This is a genomic window from Pseudomonas sp. JZ134 (genome assembly GCF_051027695.1).
In the GTDB taxonomy this organism is placed as follows: Bacteria; Pseudomonadota; Gammaproteobacteria; order Pseudomonadales; family Pseudomonadaceae; genus Chryseomonas; species Chryseomonas luteola.
Window position 1 is genome coordinate 1,831,735 of record NZ_CP069250.1, and the last position, 18,175, is coordinate 1,849,909.

Here is an 18,175-nt window from a genome sequence, read left to right on the forward strand (position 1 = left end):
CGCAAGGGATACAGTCGGGGCGTAGCGCAGCCTGGTAGCGCACTTGCATGGGGTGCAAGGGGTCGAGTGTTCGAATCACTCCGTCCCGACCAAAAAAACCTAGAAAATCCAGTCACTTAGCGGTGACTGGATTTTTTTATGTCCGCTGATTTTTCGACGCCTCTGAGAAGATGGCTTTCTGGTTGCCAATTGGTTGCCAATTGAGATTGTCTTGCTCAGACTCCTGTCAGGTGAGTCGCAGCAAGTTTTCGAGAGTTCCAGCTCAACGGAGCCAAAAGCGCAGGGATCAGCATCATGACGCCAGAATCAGAAGCACGTCAGCAGATTGACCAGAAGCTACAACAAGCTGGCTGGGTCATCCAGGACGTGAAACAGCTTAATTTAGGCGCGGCTCGTGGCGTGGCTGTGCGAGAGTTTCCGACTGATTCTGGGCCTGCGGATTACGTGCTTTTTGTTGACAGGGTCTCCGTGGGGGTAATTGAAGCTAAAAAAGACGGCGCGGGGTAAACCTCACAGTCACAGAAAGCCAAACGGAGCGCTACGCCAACGCCACGCTCAAACATCGCCAAGACAATGCACCGCTGCGTTTCCTGTTTGAAGCAACCGGCAAGATCATTCGCTTTACCGATGGCGCCGATCCGGTGCCGCGTTCGCGTGAAATTTTCCAATTCTTCAAGCCGGAAACGCTCGCCGCCTGGCTGGCGCAGCCAGATACCCTCCGTCGCCGTCTGGCCGAACAAATGCCAGCGCTGCCAGAAAGAAATCTGCGCGACTGCCAGATCAGCGCCGTTACCGGGCTGGAAAAATCACTGGCTTTGAACAAACCCCGCGCCTTGGTGCATATGGCCACCGGCGCGGGCAAAACCTTCACCGCCATCACTTCGGTCTACCGTCTTCTTAAGTTCGGTGGTGCTAAGCGCATCCTATTTCTGGTCGATACCCGCAATCTCGGCAAGCAGGCCCATCAGGAATTCATGGCCTACACGCCACCGGACGATGGTCGCAAGTTCACTGAGTTGTACAACGTGCAGCGGTTGGCCTCGCCCAATATCGATCCGCATTCGCAGGTGTGCATCAGCACCATTCAGCGCATGTACTCGATTCTGAGTGGTGAGCCGATTGATGAGTCTACCGAGGATGTCTCGCTCAACGAAGTACAACAAACTGACAAGCAGGAAAAGCTCGTCCGCTACAACCCGGCCGTACCGGTAGAAACCTTCGACTTCATCATCATCGATGAATGCCACCGCAGCATCTACAACCTGTGGAAGCAGGTGCTCGATTACTTCGATGCCAGCCTGATCGGCCTCACCGCCACACCTGACAAACGCACCTTCGGCTTCTTCAACGAAAACATCGTTGCTGAGTACACCTACGAGCAGTCCGTGGCGGATGGTGTCAACGTAGGCTACGACGTGTTTGAGATCGAAACCGAGATCACCCAGAAGGGCGCGGAGCTGAAGGCCAAAGAGTGGGTAGACCATCGCGACCGCGCCACCCGCAAAAAACGCTGGGGTGAAACCGAAGAAGACACCACCTACACCGGTAAGGAGCTGGATAAGTCGGTGGTGAACGTGAGCCAGATCCGCCAGGTGATTCAGGCGATGAAAACGGCGGTGGAGACGCAGATTTACCCGGCGCGCAAAGAGACACCCAAGACCTTGATTTTCGCCAAAACCGACAGTCACGCTGACGACATCATCAACATCGTGCGCGAGGTCTATGGGCAGGGCAACGCTTTCTGCAAGAAGGTCACCTACCGCGCTGAGGAAGACGCAGACAGCATCCTCAGCAGCTTTCGAAACGACTATAACCCGCGCATCGCCGTCACTGTGGATATGATCGCCACCGGCACCGACGTGAAGCCCCTGGAAGTGCTGCTATTTATGCGTGATGTACGCAGTAAGGGTTACTACGAGCAGATGAAGGGTCGTGGTGTGCGCAGCCTGGATGGCGAAAGCCTGAAGCGTGTCAGCAACAGTGCTGATGGAGCCAAGACCCGCTTCGTGCTAATCGACGCCGTAGGCGTTGAAAAATCGCTCAAGACTGAAAGTCGCCCGCTCGAAAAGAAGCCTGGTGTGGCGCTTAAGGATCTGCTGCAAGGCGTTGCAATGGGGCAGCCGTGACGACGACACCGTGCTCTCGCTCGCCAACCGGCTGGTGCGGCTGGCAAGGCAGCTGGACGACAAAGCACAGGCGCGCATCGAGAAGGTCAGCGGTGGCATTCCAGTAGGCGAACTCGGCAAAGGTCTGATCGCCGCGCTGGACCCGGACGCTATCGTGCAAGCCGCGCTGGCCACGGCCAAGGCCAAGGGCATTACCCGCTCCGAAGACACCCTGTTGCCCGACGAAATCGAAGCCGCCCGCGCCGAGCGCGTTGCTGCTGCCTGTGCCCCCTTCGACAAGCCGGAACTGCGCGACGAAATCGAAAGCGCCCGCCGCGAGCGTGAGCAGCTGATCGACCACATCAACCTCGATCAGGTCACGTTCAGCGGGTTCAGTGAGCAGGCCGAAACGCAGGCCAAGGCGGTTATTAAGATCTTTGCGGATTACATAGCGGAGCACAAAGACGAAATCGCCGCGCTGGACTTTTTCTACCAGCAACCCTACCAGCGCCGCGCACTCACCTTCGACATGCTCGAAGAGCTGCACGCACACCTGAGCAAACCGCCATTGATGCTCACCACCGAGCGGCTGTGGAGCGCCTACGCGCGTGTGCAGACCTCGGCCGTGAAAGGCGCAGGCCGCAAACGCCAGCTCACCGATTTGGTCTCGCTGTTGCGCTTTGCGCTGGGGTTGGACAGCGAACTCAAACCCTTTGCCGACGACGTAGATAAGCGCTTCCAAACCTGGATCTTTCGTCACAACGCGCAGCGCGGCACGGCCTTTACTCCGGAGCAGACCGAATGGCTGCGCCTGATAAAAGACCACATTGCCAGCAGTTGCAGCATCAGTCGCGACGATTTTGATTACGCAGAACTGGCCGACAATGGCGTCTTGCAAAAAGCCTGGGGCCTGTTTGGCAAGGACTTAGACACGCTAATGAATGAAATGAATGAGGAGTTGGTAGCGTGAGTGAGTTTAGCAACGAGGCAATGCAGAGCTATCCCTTTGCCGATATCACTCTACCACTGAGCTGGAGCCTTGTGGCTCTGGAGGAAATATGTGCGGACGTGAGTCCTGGCTTTGCCAGCGGAAAACATAACTCTGATGGTACCGGTGTACCACACCTTCGGCCTATGAATGTAGATCGTGATGGTCAGATCGATTTGAGTGTTGTCAAGTCGGTGGCCGAGAGTAATGGCATTGAACTAATGCCTGGTGACGTATTGTTTAACAATACAAACTCCGCAGAGCTAGTTGGCAAGACTGCAGTAGTTTCTGCTCGTGAAGGCGGCTTTGCCTTCTCCAATCACATGACCCGCATTCGCCCGGAGCAGGAGGTGAACTCCGTCTTTGTTGCGCGGCAATTGCATTTTCTGTGGATGGCGGGGTACATGAAGCATCGTTGTACCAACCACGTGAACCAAGCCAGTATTTCTTCAAAGACCCTGGCGAAAACCATCCCATTTCACCTACCCCCCGCCGCCGAACAAACCCGCATCGTCGCCAAACTCGAAGAACTTCTGTCAGACCTAGATGCCGGTGTGGCCGAACTCAAAGCGGCGCAGAAGAAGCTTGGGCAATACCGGCAATCACTGCTCAAAGCCGCCATGGACGGTGTTCTTACTGTCGAGTGGCGAGCAAATAACACTCCAGCAGAAAGTGGCGCGCAACTGCTCGAACGCATCCTGCAGGAGCGTCGCGCTCGCTGGGAAGCCAAACAGCTTGCCAAATTTACCGAACAAGGCAAAACCCCGCCCAAGGATTGGCAGAAGAAATACCCCGAGCCGGTTCGACCGGACATCACCGACTTACCGACGTTGCCAGAGGGATGGGTCTGGGCGAGCGTCGACCAGCTTACCGTCGAGCAAAAGTACGGCTCTTCGTCAAAAACGAATGAGGACCCAACTGGTGTTCCGGTCTTGCGGATGGGCAATATTCAAGATGGGGATCTGGACTTCTCAAACTTGAAGTATCTACCTGCTGATCACGCTGAATTTCCTAGCCTCCATCTTCAAGACGGTGATCTATTATTTAATCGCACAAATAGTCCAGAGCTGGTTGGAAAGACTGCGGTCTACCGATCTCAAATCTCGCCCTGCTCATTTGCCTCGTATTTGATTAGCGTTCGATTTTCTGCTGGCTACATTCCTGAGATTGCATCAGCATTTATCAATTCGGCATATGGAAAACGTTGGATAAAATCTGTTGTGGTTCAGCAAGTCGGTCAGGCTAATGTGAATGGTTCCAAACTGTCGTCACTTGCCGTGCCGGTTCCTCCGTTTCAAGAGCAACAAGAAATAGTCTCGGTGCTTCAGGGCCAAGCCAGCGAGATTGTTGAGCAATTAAAGAGTGTTGATATTTCCCTCAAACAATCCAACGCCCAACGACAGAATATTCTGCGCGCAGCCTTCGCCGGCCTACTGGTGCCGCAAGACCCGAACGATGAGCCCGCTAGTGCTCTGCTGGAGCGTGTCCGTGCCGAACGGGCGGAACGCGTTAAACAGCCCAAGACCCGCAAAACCAAGCCGAAGGAGATAGCCATCATGGTGAGCCAACTCATCGACGTGCTCGCCCAAGCGGGCGACTGGGTACCGGCTCAAGAAGCCTTCCGCCGCTGTGGTGTAGCTGATGGCGCGCTGACGGAACGCATCGAAGAGCTGTACGCCGAACTGCGCAAGCTGGATAAGGCTGGCCGCCTGGCGGTGGAGGCTGTGACCGATGCGCAAGGCCGCAAGCTGTATGACAAGCTGAAACTGTTGGCGGGCTGAGCATGCGCTTAGACAAACTCACCATAGGCAGTGCCAAGGACAGCCCTACACACCAGTTCAAGAACCTGAAGGATGTCACCATCGACTTCGATCAGGATCACTGGGTGACGGTGGTGATCGGCTGGAACGGAACTGGTAAATCCAACGTGCTGGAGGCGCTGGCCATCATCTTTCGTGATCTGATCGGAAAAAAACGAATACCCGTGTTTGCCTTTCAGCTGGCCTATCGCATGGGTGCTGGCGAAAATCTGCGGCACATCCACATTGATGCCGATCCGGATCGTGAGAAAGAGCCTTTCACTATTCACGTTGCGACAGATACAGAGGCTCGTGGTGATGGCACTTTGATCTCGCTCATCGAGGGCGAAGCGCAGGTTTCGGCTCTGCGTGGTAAGGCTATCAAGCTCACCGCGTTCCTGAATGCGGATAACGAGTATCTGCCGCGCTATGTGTTCAGCTATTACTCGGGCGAGAGTCCGCGTATGCACGAGGTGTTTCGTCCTTACCTCGAAAACTACGACAGCAAGCTGCGTAACGGCGAAGACCCCGGCCTGAAGCGCCTGTTTTATGCCATGCCGGTGCACAGCCAGTTCGTTTTGCTGGCCTTTTTGATTCAGCAATCCGACGTTGTGCGGGCATTCCTCGATGACCACCTCGGCCTTGATCCGGACGAAGGTATTGAGTCGGTGTTATTCGTGTTGCGGCAGCCACCTTGGAAGTCGAAGGCTGCCGATGGCGACCCGCGCTTTTGGAACGCGCGGGGCGTGGTGCGCGATTTTCTATCACGACTCTACGACATCGCGCTGGCACCAGTGGAAATCAGTCGTCGTGTTTCCACCTCGATCTGGAACAAGGAAACGCTGCAGTTTAAATATTTGTACGTAAAGGATATTGCGGCTCTGCGTCGCTTGGTTGGCAATCAGTCCCCAGCGCAGTTTTTTCGTGATCTTGAAAGCACGTATGTTTCGGAGCTCATTGAAGAAGTGCGCATCCGCGTCCGCCTGAAGAAGAACGATGGCAGCGTCACCTTTCGCGAGTTGAGCGAAGGGGAGCAGCAGCTGCTTACCGTGTTGGGCCTACTGCGCTTTACCGCCGAGGATGAAAGCCTGTTCCTGCTGGACGAGCCGGACACTCATTTGAATCCGCGCTGGTGTGTGGACTATCTGAACTACCTGAAATCCTTTGTCGGGCAGAACAGTGAGGGTCAGGATAACAGCCACATCGTACTGACGACTCACAATCCTTTAGCCATTGCAGAGTTGGTGAAGGAGCAGGTACAGATCCTTTATCGCGAGGCAGGAAGCCGCACAGTGCGTGCTGAGAATCCTGCCGTCGATCCTAAAGGCATGGGCTTTGCCGGGATCGTGACCAGCGATATGTTCGGCTTGGGCACCAGCCTGGATAAGTCCACGAATGAGGATCTGCTAGCACTTCATCAACTCTCCACTCAGAAGTCCCCTCTCAGCGATGCGGATCGGGCCAAACTCGTTGAAATCCGCACGCGCCTTGAAGGCTTGGATTTTAACTTTGCGTCGAGGGACAGGCTGGAGCAAGAGTATCTGCGTGCCCGATTTGATCTAGCTGCAGACGGCGATATCGACGGGGCCATCGTCACCCCGGAGAACAAGCAAAAGGCTCTCGACGCCCTGGTGCAAAGCCTGCTGCGCAGCTTGCAGGAGGGGCAGGCATGAGATTCATTCAGATTCCGACGCCCCCACATTTACCAGCACGCTGGCCCAAGGTTTATGCGGCCAGGCTCGCAGGAGTCAATTTGTTGGGCACCCAGACTCTTCGATCTGACTACTTCAAGAAAAACGGTAGCTGGGGCTTACTGAAGAAATGGCTCGCCAATGCCAGCGGCCACAAATGCTGGTATTGCGAAGCAAATAGCACTCGTGCACCGTTTGATGTCGACCACTTCCGGCCCAAGCTGGGCATCACGGTGGATGGTGTGAAATTGGCGGGTCATGACGGGTACTACTGGCTGGCCTATGAATGGTGGAATTTCCGTCTGTCATGCCAACGGTGCAATCGACCAGAAAAAGATGATGCCGACGTACTGCACGGTAAGGCCAATGAGTTCCCTGTTCGTGATGAGGCCCAGCGTTGTGCGCAGCCTACGGGACATCTTAATGCGGAGTCGCCTAGGCTATTGGACCCTTGTGTGCAGGCTGATTGCGAGTTGCTTGCCCATGGTATTGACGGCGAGGTTAAACCAGGCGCACCAGATGGCACCTGGGAATACACGCGTGCGCGCTACACGATTGATCGGCTGGGATTCAATGAATGGAACACGCCAGAAACCAAAAAAATTCTTGGCGAGTTCTCGACGATTTGATTCGCCTTGCTGGTAATGAACCTGCTGTTCTCACTCACTTGCAAGAACATTTATCTATCGATCACGAATACTCTAGCTTCTTTCGATCAGCCATTGGCACGCATCGAGACAAGGCTTGGGTGGAGGCACTTTTATGAACACAAGCACCCTCGTCCAGAAAGTTTGGAACTTCTGCCATACCTTACGCGATGACGGCGTAGGCTATGGCGATTACCTCGAACAACTCACCTACCTGCTTTTTTTGAAGCTAGCGCACGAGTACGCGCAAGAGCCCTACAACCGAGATACTCATATCCCCAAGGGCTTCGACTGGGCCAGCCTGACCTCCAAAGTCGGCCAACCTCTCGAGGCACATTATCTCGCTACCCTGCACAAACTAGGGAACGAGCCGGGCATGCTGGGCGCCATCTTCTTTAAAGCCCAGAACAAAATTCAGGACCCGGCAAAACTTTCACGCCTGGTGCAATTGATTGATGCCGAAAGCTGGATCAGCCTGGACGCCGACACCAAAGGCGATCTGTACGAAGGGTTGCTGCAGAAAAACGCCGAAGACACCAAGAGCGGTGCTGGCCAGTATTTCACGCCACGTGTGCTGATCGACGCTATGGTTGCCTGTGTACGCCCCGAGCCGATGAAGACCATTGCCGATCCCGCCTGCGGCACCGGTGGCTTTTTCTTGGGCGCGTATAACTGGCTAACGCGCCCGGGTGCCAAGCTGGATAAGCGCCAGAAAGAGTTCTTGCGAGAAAAGACTTTTCACGGCAATGAAATCGTACCGAACACTCGCCGCATGTGCTTGATGAACCTGTTCCTGCACAATATCGGAGAGTTGGACGGAGATCCTTCTGTCGAACGTTCTGACGCCCTGATCTCCGAGCCTAAGCTCAAGGTAGATTACGTGCTCGCCAACCCGCCTTTCGGCAAAAAGAGCAGCATGACCATCACCAATGAAGAAGGCGAGGAGGACAAGGAAGCGCTGACCTACGAGCGGCAGGATTTCTAGGAAACTACGTCGAACAAGCAGCTTAATTTTGTGCAACATATCGTCAGCATGCTGAAGGTCGACGGTAAAGCGGCTGTGGTGTTGCCAGACAACGTTCTGTTTGAAGGCGGGGCAGGCGAAAAAATTCGTCGCAAGCTGCTGGAGAACTGCGATGTGCACACCATCTTGCGCCTGCCCACCGGCATCTTCTACGCCCAGGGCGTGAAGGCTAATGTGGTGTTTTTCGACGCTAAGCCCAAGGACGGAAAGATCCACACCAAGGGCATCTGGTTCTACGATTTGCGCACCAACAAGCACTTCACCCTGAAAACGCGCACGCTCAAACTGGAAGATTTGCAGGATTTCATTGCCTGCTATAACCCGGAAAACCGTCACGAGCGAGTGGCGACCGATCGGTTCAATTTCTTCAGCTACGAAGAACTAATGGCCCGCGACAAGGCCAGTCTCGATATTTTCTGGCTCAAGGACGATAGCCTGGACAACCTTGAGGATCTGCCGCCGCCGGATGTGCTCCAACAGGAAATCATTGAGCACCTTGAAGCGGCACTGCTCGCTTTTCGAGAGGTATCTTTGAGTTTGCCTCGATCAGAAGTGGTTGATTGATCTAAATTCGGGCAGGGGAAGACATGAGCCGAATGTGGATGGTACGTGGCGAATCTGGAAGCCTTTACGATGCTTTTCGCGAGCGTGAAGTGGCGGCAGTCGGGTGGAGCCATTTGGCACCGCATGCAAAGCTCGGCGTTGGGCGTAAAGAGCTCACTGCTATGTATCAAGCACTTGAACCGCAGCTCAAGAAGGGCTCTGTGGTCGCAGGGGCTTCGCAAGTGTGGCGCTTCGTCAACGAGGTCGCGGTCGGTGATTGGGTTGTAACCTACTCGCCAGCTAACCGCTTGTATCTTGTCGGTAAGGTAGTCGGTCAGGCGGAGCATCATCCGGAATGGGCAGAGCAGGGCATGGCTCTGGTGCGCAAGGTTCAGTGGCAGCAACAAGAGCTGCCCCGCGATAACTTGGGTACCAGCACCAAGAATAGCTTGGGCTCGACTTTGACCTTGTTCGAAGTACCTTCAGATGCAGCTGCTGAAGTGTTTGAGGCGTTGAAAGGCAGGCCAGTAGCGCCGAAGGAAGATGAGGCCGAGGAAAGCATTGCTGACCCGCTGGCCGATGTTGAGGCTCAGGCACTGGAGCGCATCAAGGATCGTGTAAGCGAACTGGATTGGGATGACATGCAGCAGCTAGTAGCAGGAATTCTTCGTGCTATGGGCTACAAGACCCAAGTCTCGCCACCTGGTTCTGATCGAGGCAAGGACATTGTCGCCTCTCCTGACGGCTTCGGTTTCGAGCACCCACGTATTGTCGTGGAGGTTAAACACCGCAAAGGGCAGATGGGTAGCGAGGAGATTCGCAGTTTTTTGGGCGGTCGACACAAGGATGATCGAGGCCTCTATGTGAGTACGGGCGGCTTCAGCAAAGATGCGCAGTACGAGGCTGACCGGGCGTCTATTCCCCTGGCGATGTGGACACTGGATCACGTGGTGCGAGCGCTCATTGAGCATTACGACGCAACCGACGCTGAGACCAAGCGCATCGTGCCTTTGAAACGACTGTATTGGCCCGCGTGATTCTGGGCTTGCCTATGAGGATAATTCGCCTGAAGGATGTCATCGAGTCGACTGGCATCGCACGGTCCACAATCTACAAGCTCGTTGGTGAGGGGGAATTCCCAAAGCCAGTTCCGCTGGTTGGTCGGACTGTTGGCTGGGTTGAAAGCGAGGTTCACGAGTGGATCCGGGGCAGGATAGCGCAGCGAGATCTCAGTTAAGTTTCGATAGCCGAATTGTGTCAGTCGATAGTGTTTCACAAGGAAAGCGAATGAACATACAACAGGCAATAACGCGCTCTCGGATCCAGCGAGGTGTTGGTGGTGCACTACTACTAAGTGGCGCAACTTTCTACTTTGTTAGCTTGCTTATGGCGATTTATCGTACAGCGCAAGCTATGAGCAATTCGGCTCTGTTGTGGCAGCTTGGTGCGGTGATCCAAAATTTTATCGCAGCACTCTATCAAGCAACCTCGCCCTACATTGGCTTTGTCTGGCGTAACGTGCCAACCATTAACCAAACAGATCCATTTACCTACGGCAATCTTCTTTTTCTGGGGCTTGTTGGCGTCATGATTGTAGGTAAACAGCTTGTGCTTGCCGGGCGACGACTTAAAGCGCGCATTCAACGTCAGATTGATCGTGTCGAAGACCTCCAGTGGCGCAATTCGATGATGCAGAGTCGAGTTGTCGCCGACACAACAGTCTCTGCCGACAATATCGGGCAGGTCAACGTCTTCCAACAACCTATGCCACCGAGTCCTGATGGGGAGTGGTGGACTCGTCCATGGGGAGTCATTGGTCTGTCTATTATCAGCGGCTACATCGTGGCCGTGATGGCCAAGCTAACTGGAATGCTTTGAGGCGTTGATCACCACTGCATTAAACCAGTCTGAAGCCATTATCTATTTGTATCCGGCTGGCAACCAGTTGCGATGCTCATGCCCGTTGGCTGGCCCGGTTAACGTGTCGCTGTCGGCGACATACGGGGTACAACGTGTACCTGAAATGGACTTTTTGCGACACGTTGGTATTCGCTTTCACTCGAATCGTCGCGACTGAGCGACGTAGGTCAGGTGTCCTTAGCGCTTCCGGTCTGGTTTTATTCCGGAATAAGGCTCCAGTAAAAGATGCTGCTGTGGCTTGGTAACTGAGGTGGATTTTGCTGAGCCAGTCGGAGCGATCAGTTGCGGTGCGGGTATTATGCTTTCTAGCTATTACTACCCGAAGGGTTCGTGCTCACTTTGTCCAGGCCTCACTGTCGCTGATGGACTACAGCACCAGGCATTGAGTTGACAATGATCAGACAGGACGGAGCGTTAGGTAAAAAATAACATTGCAGACGTTGGTTATGAGGTTCAACTACAGGCCACGTTCTGGAACTCATTGCGCTGAGATGAGTGTGATCACTTATGCTCATACCGGCGACTAAGCGGCCAAGATCTTCTCACGGTTAATATTGGCTGGCATCTAAGGAAGATCAAGGTTCGGGTGCTGCAGTAGGCATTAATGCGACGGCGCACATGGTTCTTCATGCGTTTGCTACAATGCCAAGCCACTATTAGCTTAGGGACGTTGCCACGGCACATCGGGCTCTCCTCATCCAGAGAATCGGCCTTCGGCAGTTCGATATCACGACTGGTTTTCACCAGCCGCGATTTTTGCGGATTCAGGTCCATCGCATCCGAGCGGCCGATGCCTTGCTTGTGGATCTGCAGCCAGTCCTCATGTAACAGCTCGTTAGTACCGTCCAAGGCTATGGTCAGTGTGCTTGCAGATTGCCCGTACCATACTGGGTACTGCTGTGGTGGCCAGAGTGCCGTCGCAGGAGGTTGCCAGTAGCATCAATAAACGGCTAGTCTGTTTGTTGATCTCAAATAAAGCTTGACCTGTGAGCGGAGGGGCCTATAATGCGCCCCACTTCCGCTGCAACGGAACAGCAAAAAGCCTTGTAGATCAATGGCTTATCTGTTTGGTCAGGGTCAGGCCTCCGGTCTGGCAGAAGCGGAAAGAGGGAAGCGGTAGTTGACAAGCCCCTGGGTTTGTGTAGAATACGCCTCCCGCTGCCAGAACAGGTTTCCTGATCCGGCAGGTCCGGCAAGCGGTTCAGCGGGTTAGACCGGTTGAACAAAATGCTTGACAGGACAAGAGGTTAGCGTAGAATGCGCGCCTCGGTTGAGACAAGGTCTTAACCAACCGCTCTTTAACAAGTTGAATCAAGCAATTCGTGTGGGTGCTTGTGCTGTAAGACTGATGGATCGACAAGATTATCAGCAAGACAAGTAACACTCGTGAATTCGAGAGTTTATTTGCGATTGCTGAGCCAAGTTTAGGGTTTTCTCAAAACCCGGATATGTTTGAACTGAAGAGTTTGATCATGGCTCAGATTGAACGCTGGCGGCAGGCCTAACACATGCAAGTCGAGCGGATGAGGAGAGCTTGCTCTCTGATTCAGCGGCGGACGGGTGAGTAATGCCTAGGAATCTGCCTGGTAGTGGGGGACAACGTTTCGAAAGGAACGCTAATACCGCATACGTCCTACGGGAGAAAGTGGGGGATCTTCGGACCTCACGCTATCAGATGAGCCTAGGTCGGATTAGCTAGTTGGTGGGGTAACGGCTCACCAAGGCGACGATCCGTAACTGGTCTGAGAGGATGATCAGTCACACTGGAACTGAGACACGGTCCAGACTCCTACGGGAGGCAGCAGTGGGGAATATTGGACAATGGGCGAAAGCCTGATCCAGCCATGCCGCGTGTGTGAAGAAGGCCCTCGGGTCGTAAAGCACTTTAAGCTGGGAGGAAGGGTTGTAACCTAATACGTTGCAGCTTTGACGTTACCAGCAGAATAAGCACCGGCTAACTCTGTGCCAGCAGCCGCGGTAATACAGAGGGTGCAAGCGTTAATCGGAATTACTGGGCGTAAAGCGCGCGTAGGTGGCTTGGTAAGTTGAATGTGAAATCCCCGGGCTCAACCTGGGAACTGCATCCAAAACTGCCTGGCTAGAGTACGGTAGAGGGTGGTGGAATTTCCTGTGTAGCGGTGAAATGCGTAGATATAGGAAGGAACACCAGTGGCGAAGGCGACCACCTGGACTGATACTGACACTGAGGTGCGAAAGCGTGGGGAGCAAACAGGATTAGATACCCTGGTAGTCCACGCCGTAAACGATGTCAACTAGCCGTTGGGGTCCTTGAGACTTTAGTGGCGCAGCTAACGCAATAAGTTGACCGCCTGGGGAGTACGGCCGCAAGGTTAAAACTCAAATGAATTGACGGGGGCCCGCACAAGCGGTGGAGCATGTGGTTTAATTCGAAGCAACGCGAAGAACCTTACCAGGCCTTGACATGCAGAGAACTTTCCAGAGATGGATTGGTGCCTTCGGGAACTCTGACACAGGTGCTGCATGGCTGTCGTCAGCTCGTGTCGTGAGATGTTGGGTTAAGTCCCGTAACGAGCGCAACCCTTGTCCTTAGTTACCAGCACATTATGGTGGGCACTCTAAGGAGACTGCCGGTGACAAACCGGAGGAAGGTGGGGATGACGTCAAGTCATCATGGCCCTTACGGCCTGGGCTACACACGTGCTACAATGGTCGGTACAAAGGGTTGCCAAACCGCGAGGTGGAGCTAATCCCATAAAACCGATCGTAGTCCGGATCGCAGTCTGCAACTCGACTGCGTGAAGTCGGAATCGCTAGTAATCGTGAATCAGAACGTCACGGTGAATACGTTCCCGGGCCTTGTACACACCGCCCGTCACACCATGGGAGTGGGTTGCACCAGAAGTAGCTAGTCTAACCTTCGGGAGGACGGTTACCACGGTGTGATTCATGACTGGGGTGAAGTCGTAACAAGGTAGCCGTAGGGGAACCTGCGGCTGGATCACCTCCTTAATCGATAGATCCCAGCTTTGGCATAAGCTCCCACACGAATTGCTTGATTCACTGAAATAAAGACGCGAGATGAGTCAAGACTCAAGCGTTAGACGATTGGGTCTGTAGCTCAGTTGGTTAGAGCGCACCCCTGATAAGGGTGAGGTCGGCAGTTCGAATCTGCCCAGACCCACCAATCGATGGGGCCATAGCTCAGCTGGGAGAGCGCCTGCTTTGCACGCAGGAGGTCAGGAGTTCGATCCTCCTTGGCTCCACCATCTAACACCGCGTTAAAGCTCAGAACTGAGTGCTTACCCCCCCCTAAGGGTTGGGTCGGAGCATTGACTTCTGAACTTTGTTTTCAGACTGTTCTTTAAAAATTTGGGTATGTGATAGAAGTACGAACACATAGGCTGTTTCACTGCAGACTATGTGGTCAAGGTAAATTTGCGAGTTCAAGCGCAAGTTTTCGGCGAATGTCGTGTTCCAAACCAAACATAACTTCAGATTCTTTGGGGTTATATGGTCAAGTGAATAAGCGCATACGGTGGATGCCTTGGCAGTCAGAGGCGATGAAAGACGTGATAGCCTGCGATAAGCTTCGGGGAGTCGGCAAATAGACTGTGATCCGGAGATCTCTGAATGGGGGAACCCACCTGACATAAGTCAGGTATCTCACACTGAATCCATAGGTGTGAGAGGCGAACCAGGGGAACTGAAACATCTAAGTACCCTGAGGAAAAGAAATCAACCGAGATTCCCTAAGTAGTGGCGAGCGAACGGGGACTAGCCCTTAAGCTCAATTGATTTTAACCGAACGCTCTGGAAAGTGCGGCCATAGTGGGTGATAGCCCCGTAGGTGAAAGGATCTTTTGAGTGAAATCGAGTAGGACGGCGCACGTGAAACGTTGTCTGAATATGGGGGGACCATCCTCCAAGGCTAAATACTACTGACTGACCGATAGTGAACCAGTACCGTGAGGGAAAGGCGAAAAGAACCCCGGAGAGGGGAGTGAAATAGAACCTGAAACCGTATGCGTACAAGCAGTGGGAGCCCACTTTGTTGGGTGACTGCGTACCTTTTGTATAATGGGTCAGCGACTTATATTCAGTGGCAAGCTTAACCGTATAGGGAAGGCGTAGCGAAAGCGAGTCTTAATAGGGCGTTTTAGTCGCTGGGTATAGACCCGAAACCGGGCGATCTATCCATGAGCAGGTTGAAGGTTAGGTAACACTGACTGGAGGACCGAACCCACTTCCGTTGAAAAGGCAGGGGATGACTTGTGGATCGGAGTGAAAGGCTAATCAAGCTCGGAGATAGCTGGTTCTCCTCGAAAGCTATTTAGGTAGCGCCTCATGTATCACTCTGGGGGGTAGAGCACTGTTTCGGCTAGGGGGTCATCCCGACTTACCAAACCGATGCAAACTCCGAATACCCAGAAGTGCAAGCATGGGAGACACACGGCGGGTGCTAACGTCCGTCGTGAAAAGGGAAACAACCCAGACCGTCAGCTAAGGTCCCAAAGTTGTAGTTAAGTGGTAAACGATGTGGGAAGGCTTAGACAGCTAGGAGGTTGGCTTAGAAGCAGCCACCCTTTAAAGAAAGCGTAATAGCTCACTAGTCGAGTCGGCCTGCGCGGAAGATGTAACGGGGCTCAAACTACACACCGAAGCTACGGGTTCATCGCAAGATGAGCGGTAGAGGAGCGTTCTGTAAGCCTGTGAAGGTGAGTTGAGAAGCTTGCTGGAGGTATCAGAAGTGCGAATGCTGACATGAGTAACGACAATGCGAGTGAAAAACTCGCACGCCGAAAGACCAAGGGTTCCTGCGCAACGTTAATCGACGCAGGGTGAGTCGACCCCTAAGGCGAGGCTGAAAGGCGTAGTCGATGGGAAACAGGTTAATATTCCTGTACTTCTAATTACTGCGATGGGGGGACGGAGAAGGCTAGGCCAGCTTGGCGTTGGTTGTCCAAGTTTAAGGCGGTAGGCTGACTGTTTAGGTAAATCCGGACAGTTAAGGCCGAGAGCTGATGACGACTCTTCTTATGAAGAGGAAGTGGTTGATGCCATGCTTCCAGGAAAAGCCTCTAAGCTTCAGGTAATTAGAAATCGTACCCCAAACCGACACAGGTGGTCGGGTAGAGAATACCAAGGCGCTTGAGAGAACTCGGGTGAAGGAACTAGGCAAAATGGCACCGTAACTTCGGGAGAAGGTGCGCCGGTGAGGGTGAAGGACTTGCTCCGTAAGCTCATGCCGGTCGAAGATACCAGGCCGCTGCGACTGTTTATTAAAAACACAGCACTCTGCAAACACGAAAGTGGACGTATAGGGTGTGACGCCTGCCCGGTGCCGGAAGGTTAATTGATGGGGTTAGCGCAAGCGAAGCTCTTGATCGAAGCCCCGGTAAACGGCGGCCGTAACTATAACGGTCCTAAGGTAGCGAAATTCCTTGTCGGGTAAGTTCCGACCTGCACGAATGGCGTAACGATGGCGGCGCTGTCTCCACCCGAGACTCAGTGAAATTGAAATCGCTGTGAAGATGCAGTGTATCCGCGGCTAGACGGAAAGACCCCGTGAACCTTTACTGTAGCTTTGCACTGGACTTTGAGCCTGCTTGTGTAGGATAGGTGGGAGGCTTTGAAGTGGGGACGCCAGTTCCCATGGAGCCATCCTTGAAATACCACCCTGGCATGCTTGAGGTTCTAACTCTGGTCCGTTATCCGGATCGAGGACAGTGTATGGTGGGCAGTTTGACTGGGGCGGTCTCCTCCTAAAGAGTAACGGAGGAGTACGAAGGTGCGCTCAGACCGGTCGGAAATCGGTCGCAGAGTATAAAGGCAAAAGCGCGCTTGACTGCGAGACAGACACGTCGAGCAGGTACGAAAGTAGGTCTTAGTGATCCGGTGGTTCTGTATGGAAGGGCCATCGCTCAACGGATAAAAGGTACTCCGGGGATAACAGGCTGATACCGCCCAAGAGTTCATATCGACGGCGGTGTTTGGCACCTCGATGTCGGCTCATCACATCCTGGGGCTGAAGCCGGTCCCAAGGGTATGGCTGTTCGCCATTTAAAGTGGTACGCGAGCTGGGTTTAGAACGTCGTGAGACAGTTCGGTCCCTATCTGCCGTGGACGTTTGAGATTTGAGAGGGGCTGCTCCTAGTACGAGAGGACCGGAGTGGACGAACCTCTGGTGTTCCGGTTGTCACGCCAGTGGCATTGCCGGGTAGCTATGTTCGGAAAAGATAACCGCTGAAAGCATCTAAGCGGGAAACTTGCCTCAAGATGAGATCTCACTGGAGCCTTGAGCTTCCTGAAGGGCCGTTGAAGACTACAACGTTGATAGGTCGGGTGTGTAAGCGCTGTGAGGCGTTGAGCTAACCGATACTAATTGCCCGTGAGGCTTGACCATATAACACCCAAACAATCTGTTGTTTGGTAAAGACCGGCCGAAAGCTTGGTTGAACCGCAAAATACCGATCACATACCCATTCGGGGAAACGACTAGACACCGGTTCCCCACCCGAATTGCTTGACGACCATAGAGCGTTGGAACCACCTGATCCCTTTCCGAACTCAGAAGTGAAACGATGCATCGCCGATGGTAGTGTGGGGTTTCCCCATGTGAGAGTAGGTCATCGTCAAGCACCTATACCCAGAACCCCCAGGCTTAACCGCCCGGGGGTTTTGCTTTTGCAGCAGGAAATAAAGGCGATGGGCTGCTCCTTCCTGCGTGGCCTATAAGAGCTGCTTATTTGCTGCCACCTGTCTCTCCGCCTGGTTACTGAGGTTAGGCCTCTTCTTTTCAGCAAAAAGCTCTTTCCCGATAAACAGTCACGAACTCCCTCTCGCTTGCTCACTCAACTAGATACAAGCATTGAGTGAGGTGGATTTATGTTTGCTGCTATTGGTTCTGGTTTTGTTATTGGAGAAGTTCCTGGCTTTGCCTTTCAAGTTAAAGGTGATGCTAAGGAGACAATTGCTGAGCAATTAGCCGCTTGGCTAAATGGCCTTATCACTTCTCACGTAAAACTTTTTGAAAAGCCAGCGTCTCAGGATTCGTTATCGACTTTGAAAAAGATGATTGAACGAGAGTTCGAAAGCAGTACGGAAGTAGTGCCCTTGTTGGTCAGCTCGATATAGCGAAGAGATGAATAAAAACCGACCTTAATAGGTCGGTTTTTATTAACCGCTCAGGCGTGGAAGGAACGAGCCTTATGAGATAGGTTTAAAAGATGCTGCGGAGGTTCTGAGCCAGTAGACTTTACTGTAACCGGCTTGTCTGTTTCAGAGTGCGAATGTCTATGATGCCGTGGAGATCGGCTTATTCTAAGCATTGCCCATAACATCGTACCGGCTAATGCGAGCCATCCGATAATCAATAATACTATATAGGCTGCTGGGCTCATGGCGTCACCATACTGCTCAAGCGTATTGATATCCCTTAAAGGGGCTATACCTATACAGACTCGCTAAAGCAAGAGA

Annotated in this window: 10 protein-coding genes, 3 tRNA genes, 3 rRNA genes and 3 pseudogenes; 17 read left to right on the plus strand and 2 right to left on the minus strand. The window is 53.4% G+C overall.

Going from position 1 to position 18,175, the window contains the following annotated elements:
* Window positions 1–15 precede the first annotated feature (15 nt).
* From JQR86_RS08620 to JQR86_RS08670, 11 genes and pseudogenes are all read left to right on the plus strand, one after another.
* Window positions 16–92: transfer RNA gene (locus tag JQR86_RS08620), tRNA-Pro, on the plus strand.
* Window positions 93–294: 202 nt separating this feature from the next.
* Window positions 295–507, plus strand: coding sequence for a hypothetical protein (locus JQR86_RS08625; RefSeq protein ID WP_434154688.1), 213 nt, complete (start codon window positions 295–297; stop codon window positions 505–507).
* A gap of 134 nt (window positions 508–641) precedes the next feature.
* On the plus strand, window positions 642–2,126 hold the full coding sequence (locus tag JQR86_RS08630; protein ID WP_434154689.1) for a DEAD/DEAH box helicase family protein: 1,485 nt from the start codon (window positions 642–644) through the stop codon (window positions 2,124–2,126).
* Complete coding sequence (locus JQR86_RS08635) at window positions 2,077–3,075, plus strand: type I restriction-modification enzyme R subunit C-terminal domain-containing protein (protein ID WP_434154691.1); 999 nt, start codon at window positions 2,077–2,079, stop codon at window positions 3,073–3,075. The genes JQR86_RS08630 and JQR86_RS08635 overlap by 50 nt, the downstream gene beginning before the upstream one ends.
* Window positions 3,072–4,874 carry a restriction endonuclease subunit S gene (locus JQR86_RS08640; protein WP_407361882.1) on the plus strand — a complete coding sequence of 601 codons (1,803 nt, stop codon included), beginning with the start codon at window positions 3,072–3,074 and terminating at the stop codon, window positions 4,872–4,874. Before JQR86_RS08635 ends, JQR86_RS08640 begins: the two co-directional genes overlap by 4 nt.
* A 2-nt stretch (window positions 4,875–4,876) precedes the next feature.
* A complete protein-coding gene (locus tag JQR86_RS08645; RefSeq protein ID WP_434154693.1) occupies window positions 4,877–6,565 on the plus strand; it encodes an AAA family ATPase in 1,689 nt (562 codons plus the stop codon).
* Window positions 6,562–7,212 (plus strand): hypothetical protein, encoded by a 651-nt coding sequence (locus JQR86_RS08650; RefSeq protein ID WP_434154695.1) that lies wholly within the window; start codon window positions 6,562–6,564, stop codon window positions 7,210–7,212. Before JQR86_RS08645 ends, JQR86_RS08650 begins: the two co-directional genes overlap by 4 nt.
* Window positions 7,213–7,345: 133 nt before the next feature.
* A pseudogene (locus tag JQR86_RS08655) lies at window positions 7,346–8,818 on the plus strand (N-6 DNA methylase).
* Between the two features lie 23 nt (window positions 8,819–8,841).
* The gene (locus tag JQR86_RS08660) at window positions 8,842–9,834 is read left to right on the plus strand and encodes a restriction endonuclease (RefSeq protein ID WP_407361878.1); all 993 of its coding nucleotides are present in this window, start codon (window positions 8,842–8,844) and stop codon (window positions 9,832–9,834) included.
* A 14-nt stretch (window positions 9,835–9,848) separates the two neighbouring features.
* Window positions 9,849–10,034 (plus strand): helix-turn-helix transcriptional regulator, encoded by a 186-nt coding sequence (locus JQR86_RS08665; protein ID WP_407363386.1) that lies wholly within the window; start codon window positions 9,849–9,851, stop codon window positions 10,032–10,034.
* A gap of 50 nt (window positions 10,035–10,084) precedes the next feature.
* The gene (locus JQR86_RS08670; RefSeq protein WP_407361877.1) at window positions 10,085–10,675 is read left to right on the plus strand and encodes a YniB family protein; all 591 of its coding nucleotides are present in this window, start codon (window positions 10,085–10,087) and stop codon (window positions 10,673–10,675) included.
* 610 nt (window positions 10,676–11,285) lie between these two features.
* Here the strand turns inward: JQR86_RS08670 and JQR86_RS08675 are convergent.
* Together JQR86_RS08675 and JQR86_RS08680 are read right to left on the minus strand one after the other, a co-directional pair.
* A pseudogene (locus tag JQR86_RS08675) lies at window positions 11,286–11,578 on the minus strand (YqaJ viral recombinase family protein); the annotation flags it as partial.
* Window positions 11,558–11,657, minus strand: a pseudogene (locus tag JQR86_RS08680) (DUF932 domain-containing protein); the annotation flags it as partial. The pseudogenes JQR86_RS08675 and JQR86_RS08680, both read right to left, overlap by 21 nt.
* A gap of 514 nt (window positions 11,658–12,171) precedes the next feature.
* On the opposite strand from JQR86_RS08680, the gene JQR86_RS08685 reads away from it, so the two are divergent.
* The 6 genes from JQR86_RS08685 (at window position 12,172) to JQR86_RS08710 (ending at window position 17,833) form a co-directional block, all read left to right on the plus strand.
* Window positions 12,172–13,708 (plus strand): 16S ribosomal RNA (locus tag JQR86_RS08685).
* A 98-nt stretch (window positions 13,709–13,806) separates the two neighbouring features.
* A tRNA-Ile gene (locus JQR86_RS08690) sits at window positions 13,807–13,883 on the plus strand.
* A gap of 6 nt (window positions 13,884–13,889) precedes the next feature.
* Window positions 13,890–13,965, plus strand: a tRNA-Ala gene (locus tag JQR86_RS08695).
* Window positions 13,966–14,211: 246 nt separating this feature from the next.
* Window positions 14,212–17,102 (plus strand): 23S ribosomal RNA (locus tag JQR86_RS08700).
* Window positions 17,103–17,221: 119 nt separating this feature from the next.
* Window positions 17,222–17,337, plus strand: a 5S ribosomal RNA gene (gene rrf, locus JQR86_RS08705).
* Together the 16S, 23S and 5S rRNA genes with 2 tRNA genes alongside form the textbook arrangement of a ribosomal RNA operon.
* 247 nt (window positions 17,338–17,584) lie before the next feature.
* Window positions 17,585–17,833: a hypothetical protein gene (locus JQR86_RS08710; protein ID WP_239380991.1), complete on the plus strand. Its 249-nt coding sequence runs from the start codon at window positions 17,585–17,587 to the stop codon at window positions 17,831–17,833.
* Window positions 17,834–18,175: the final 342 nt, after the last annotated feature.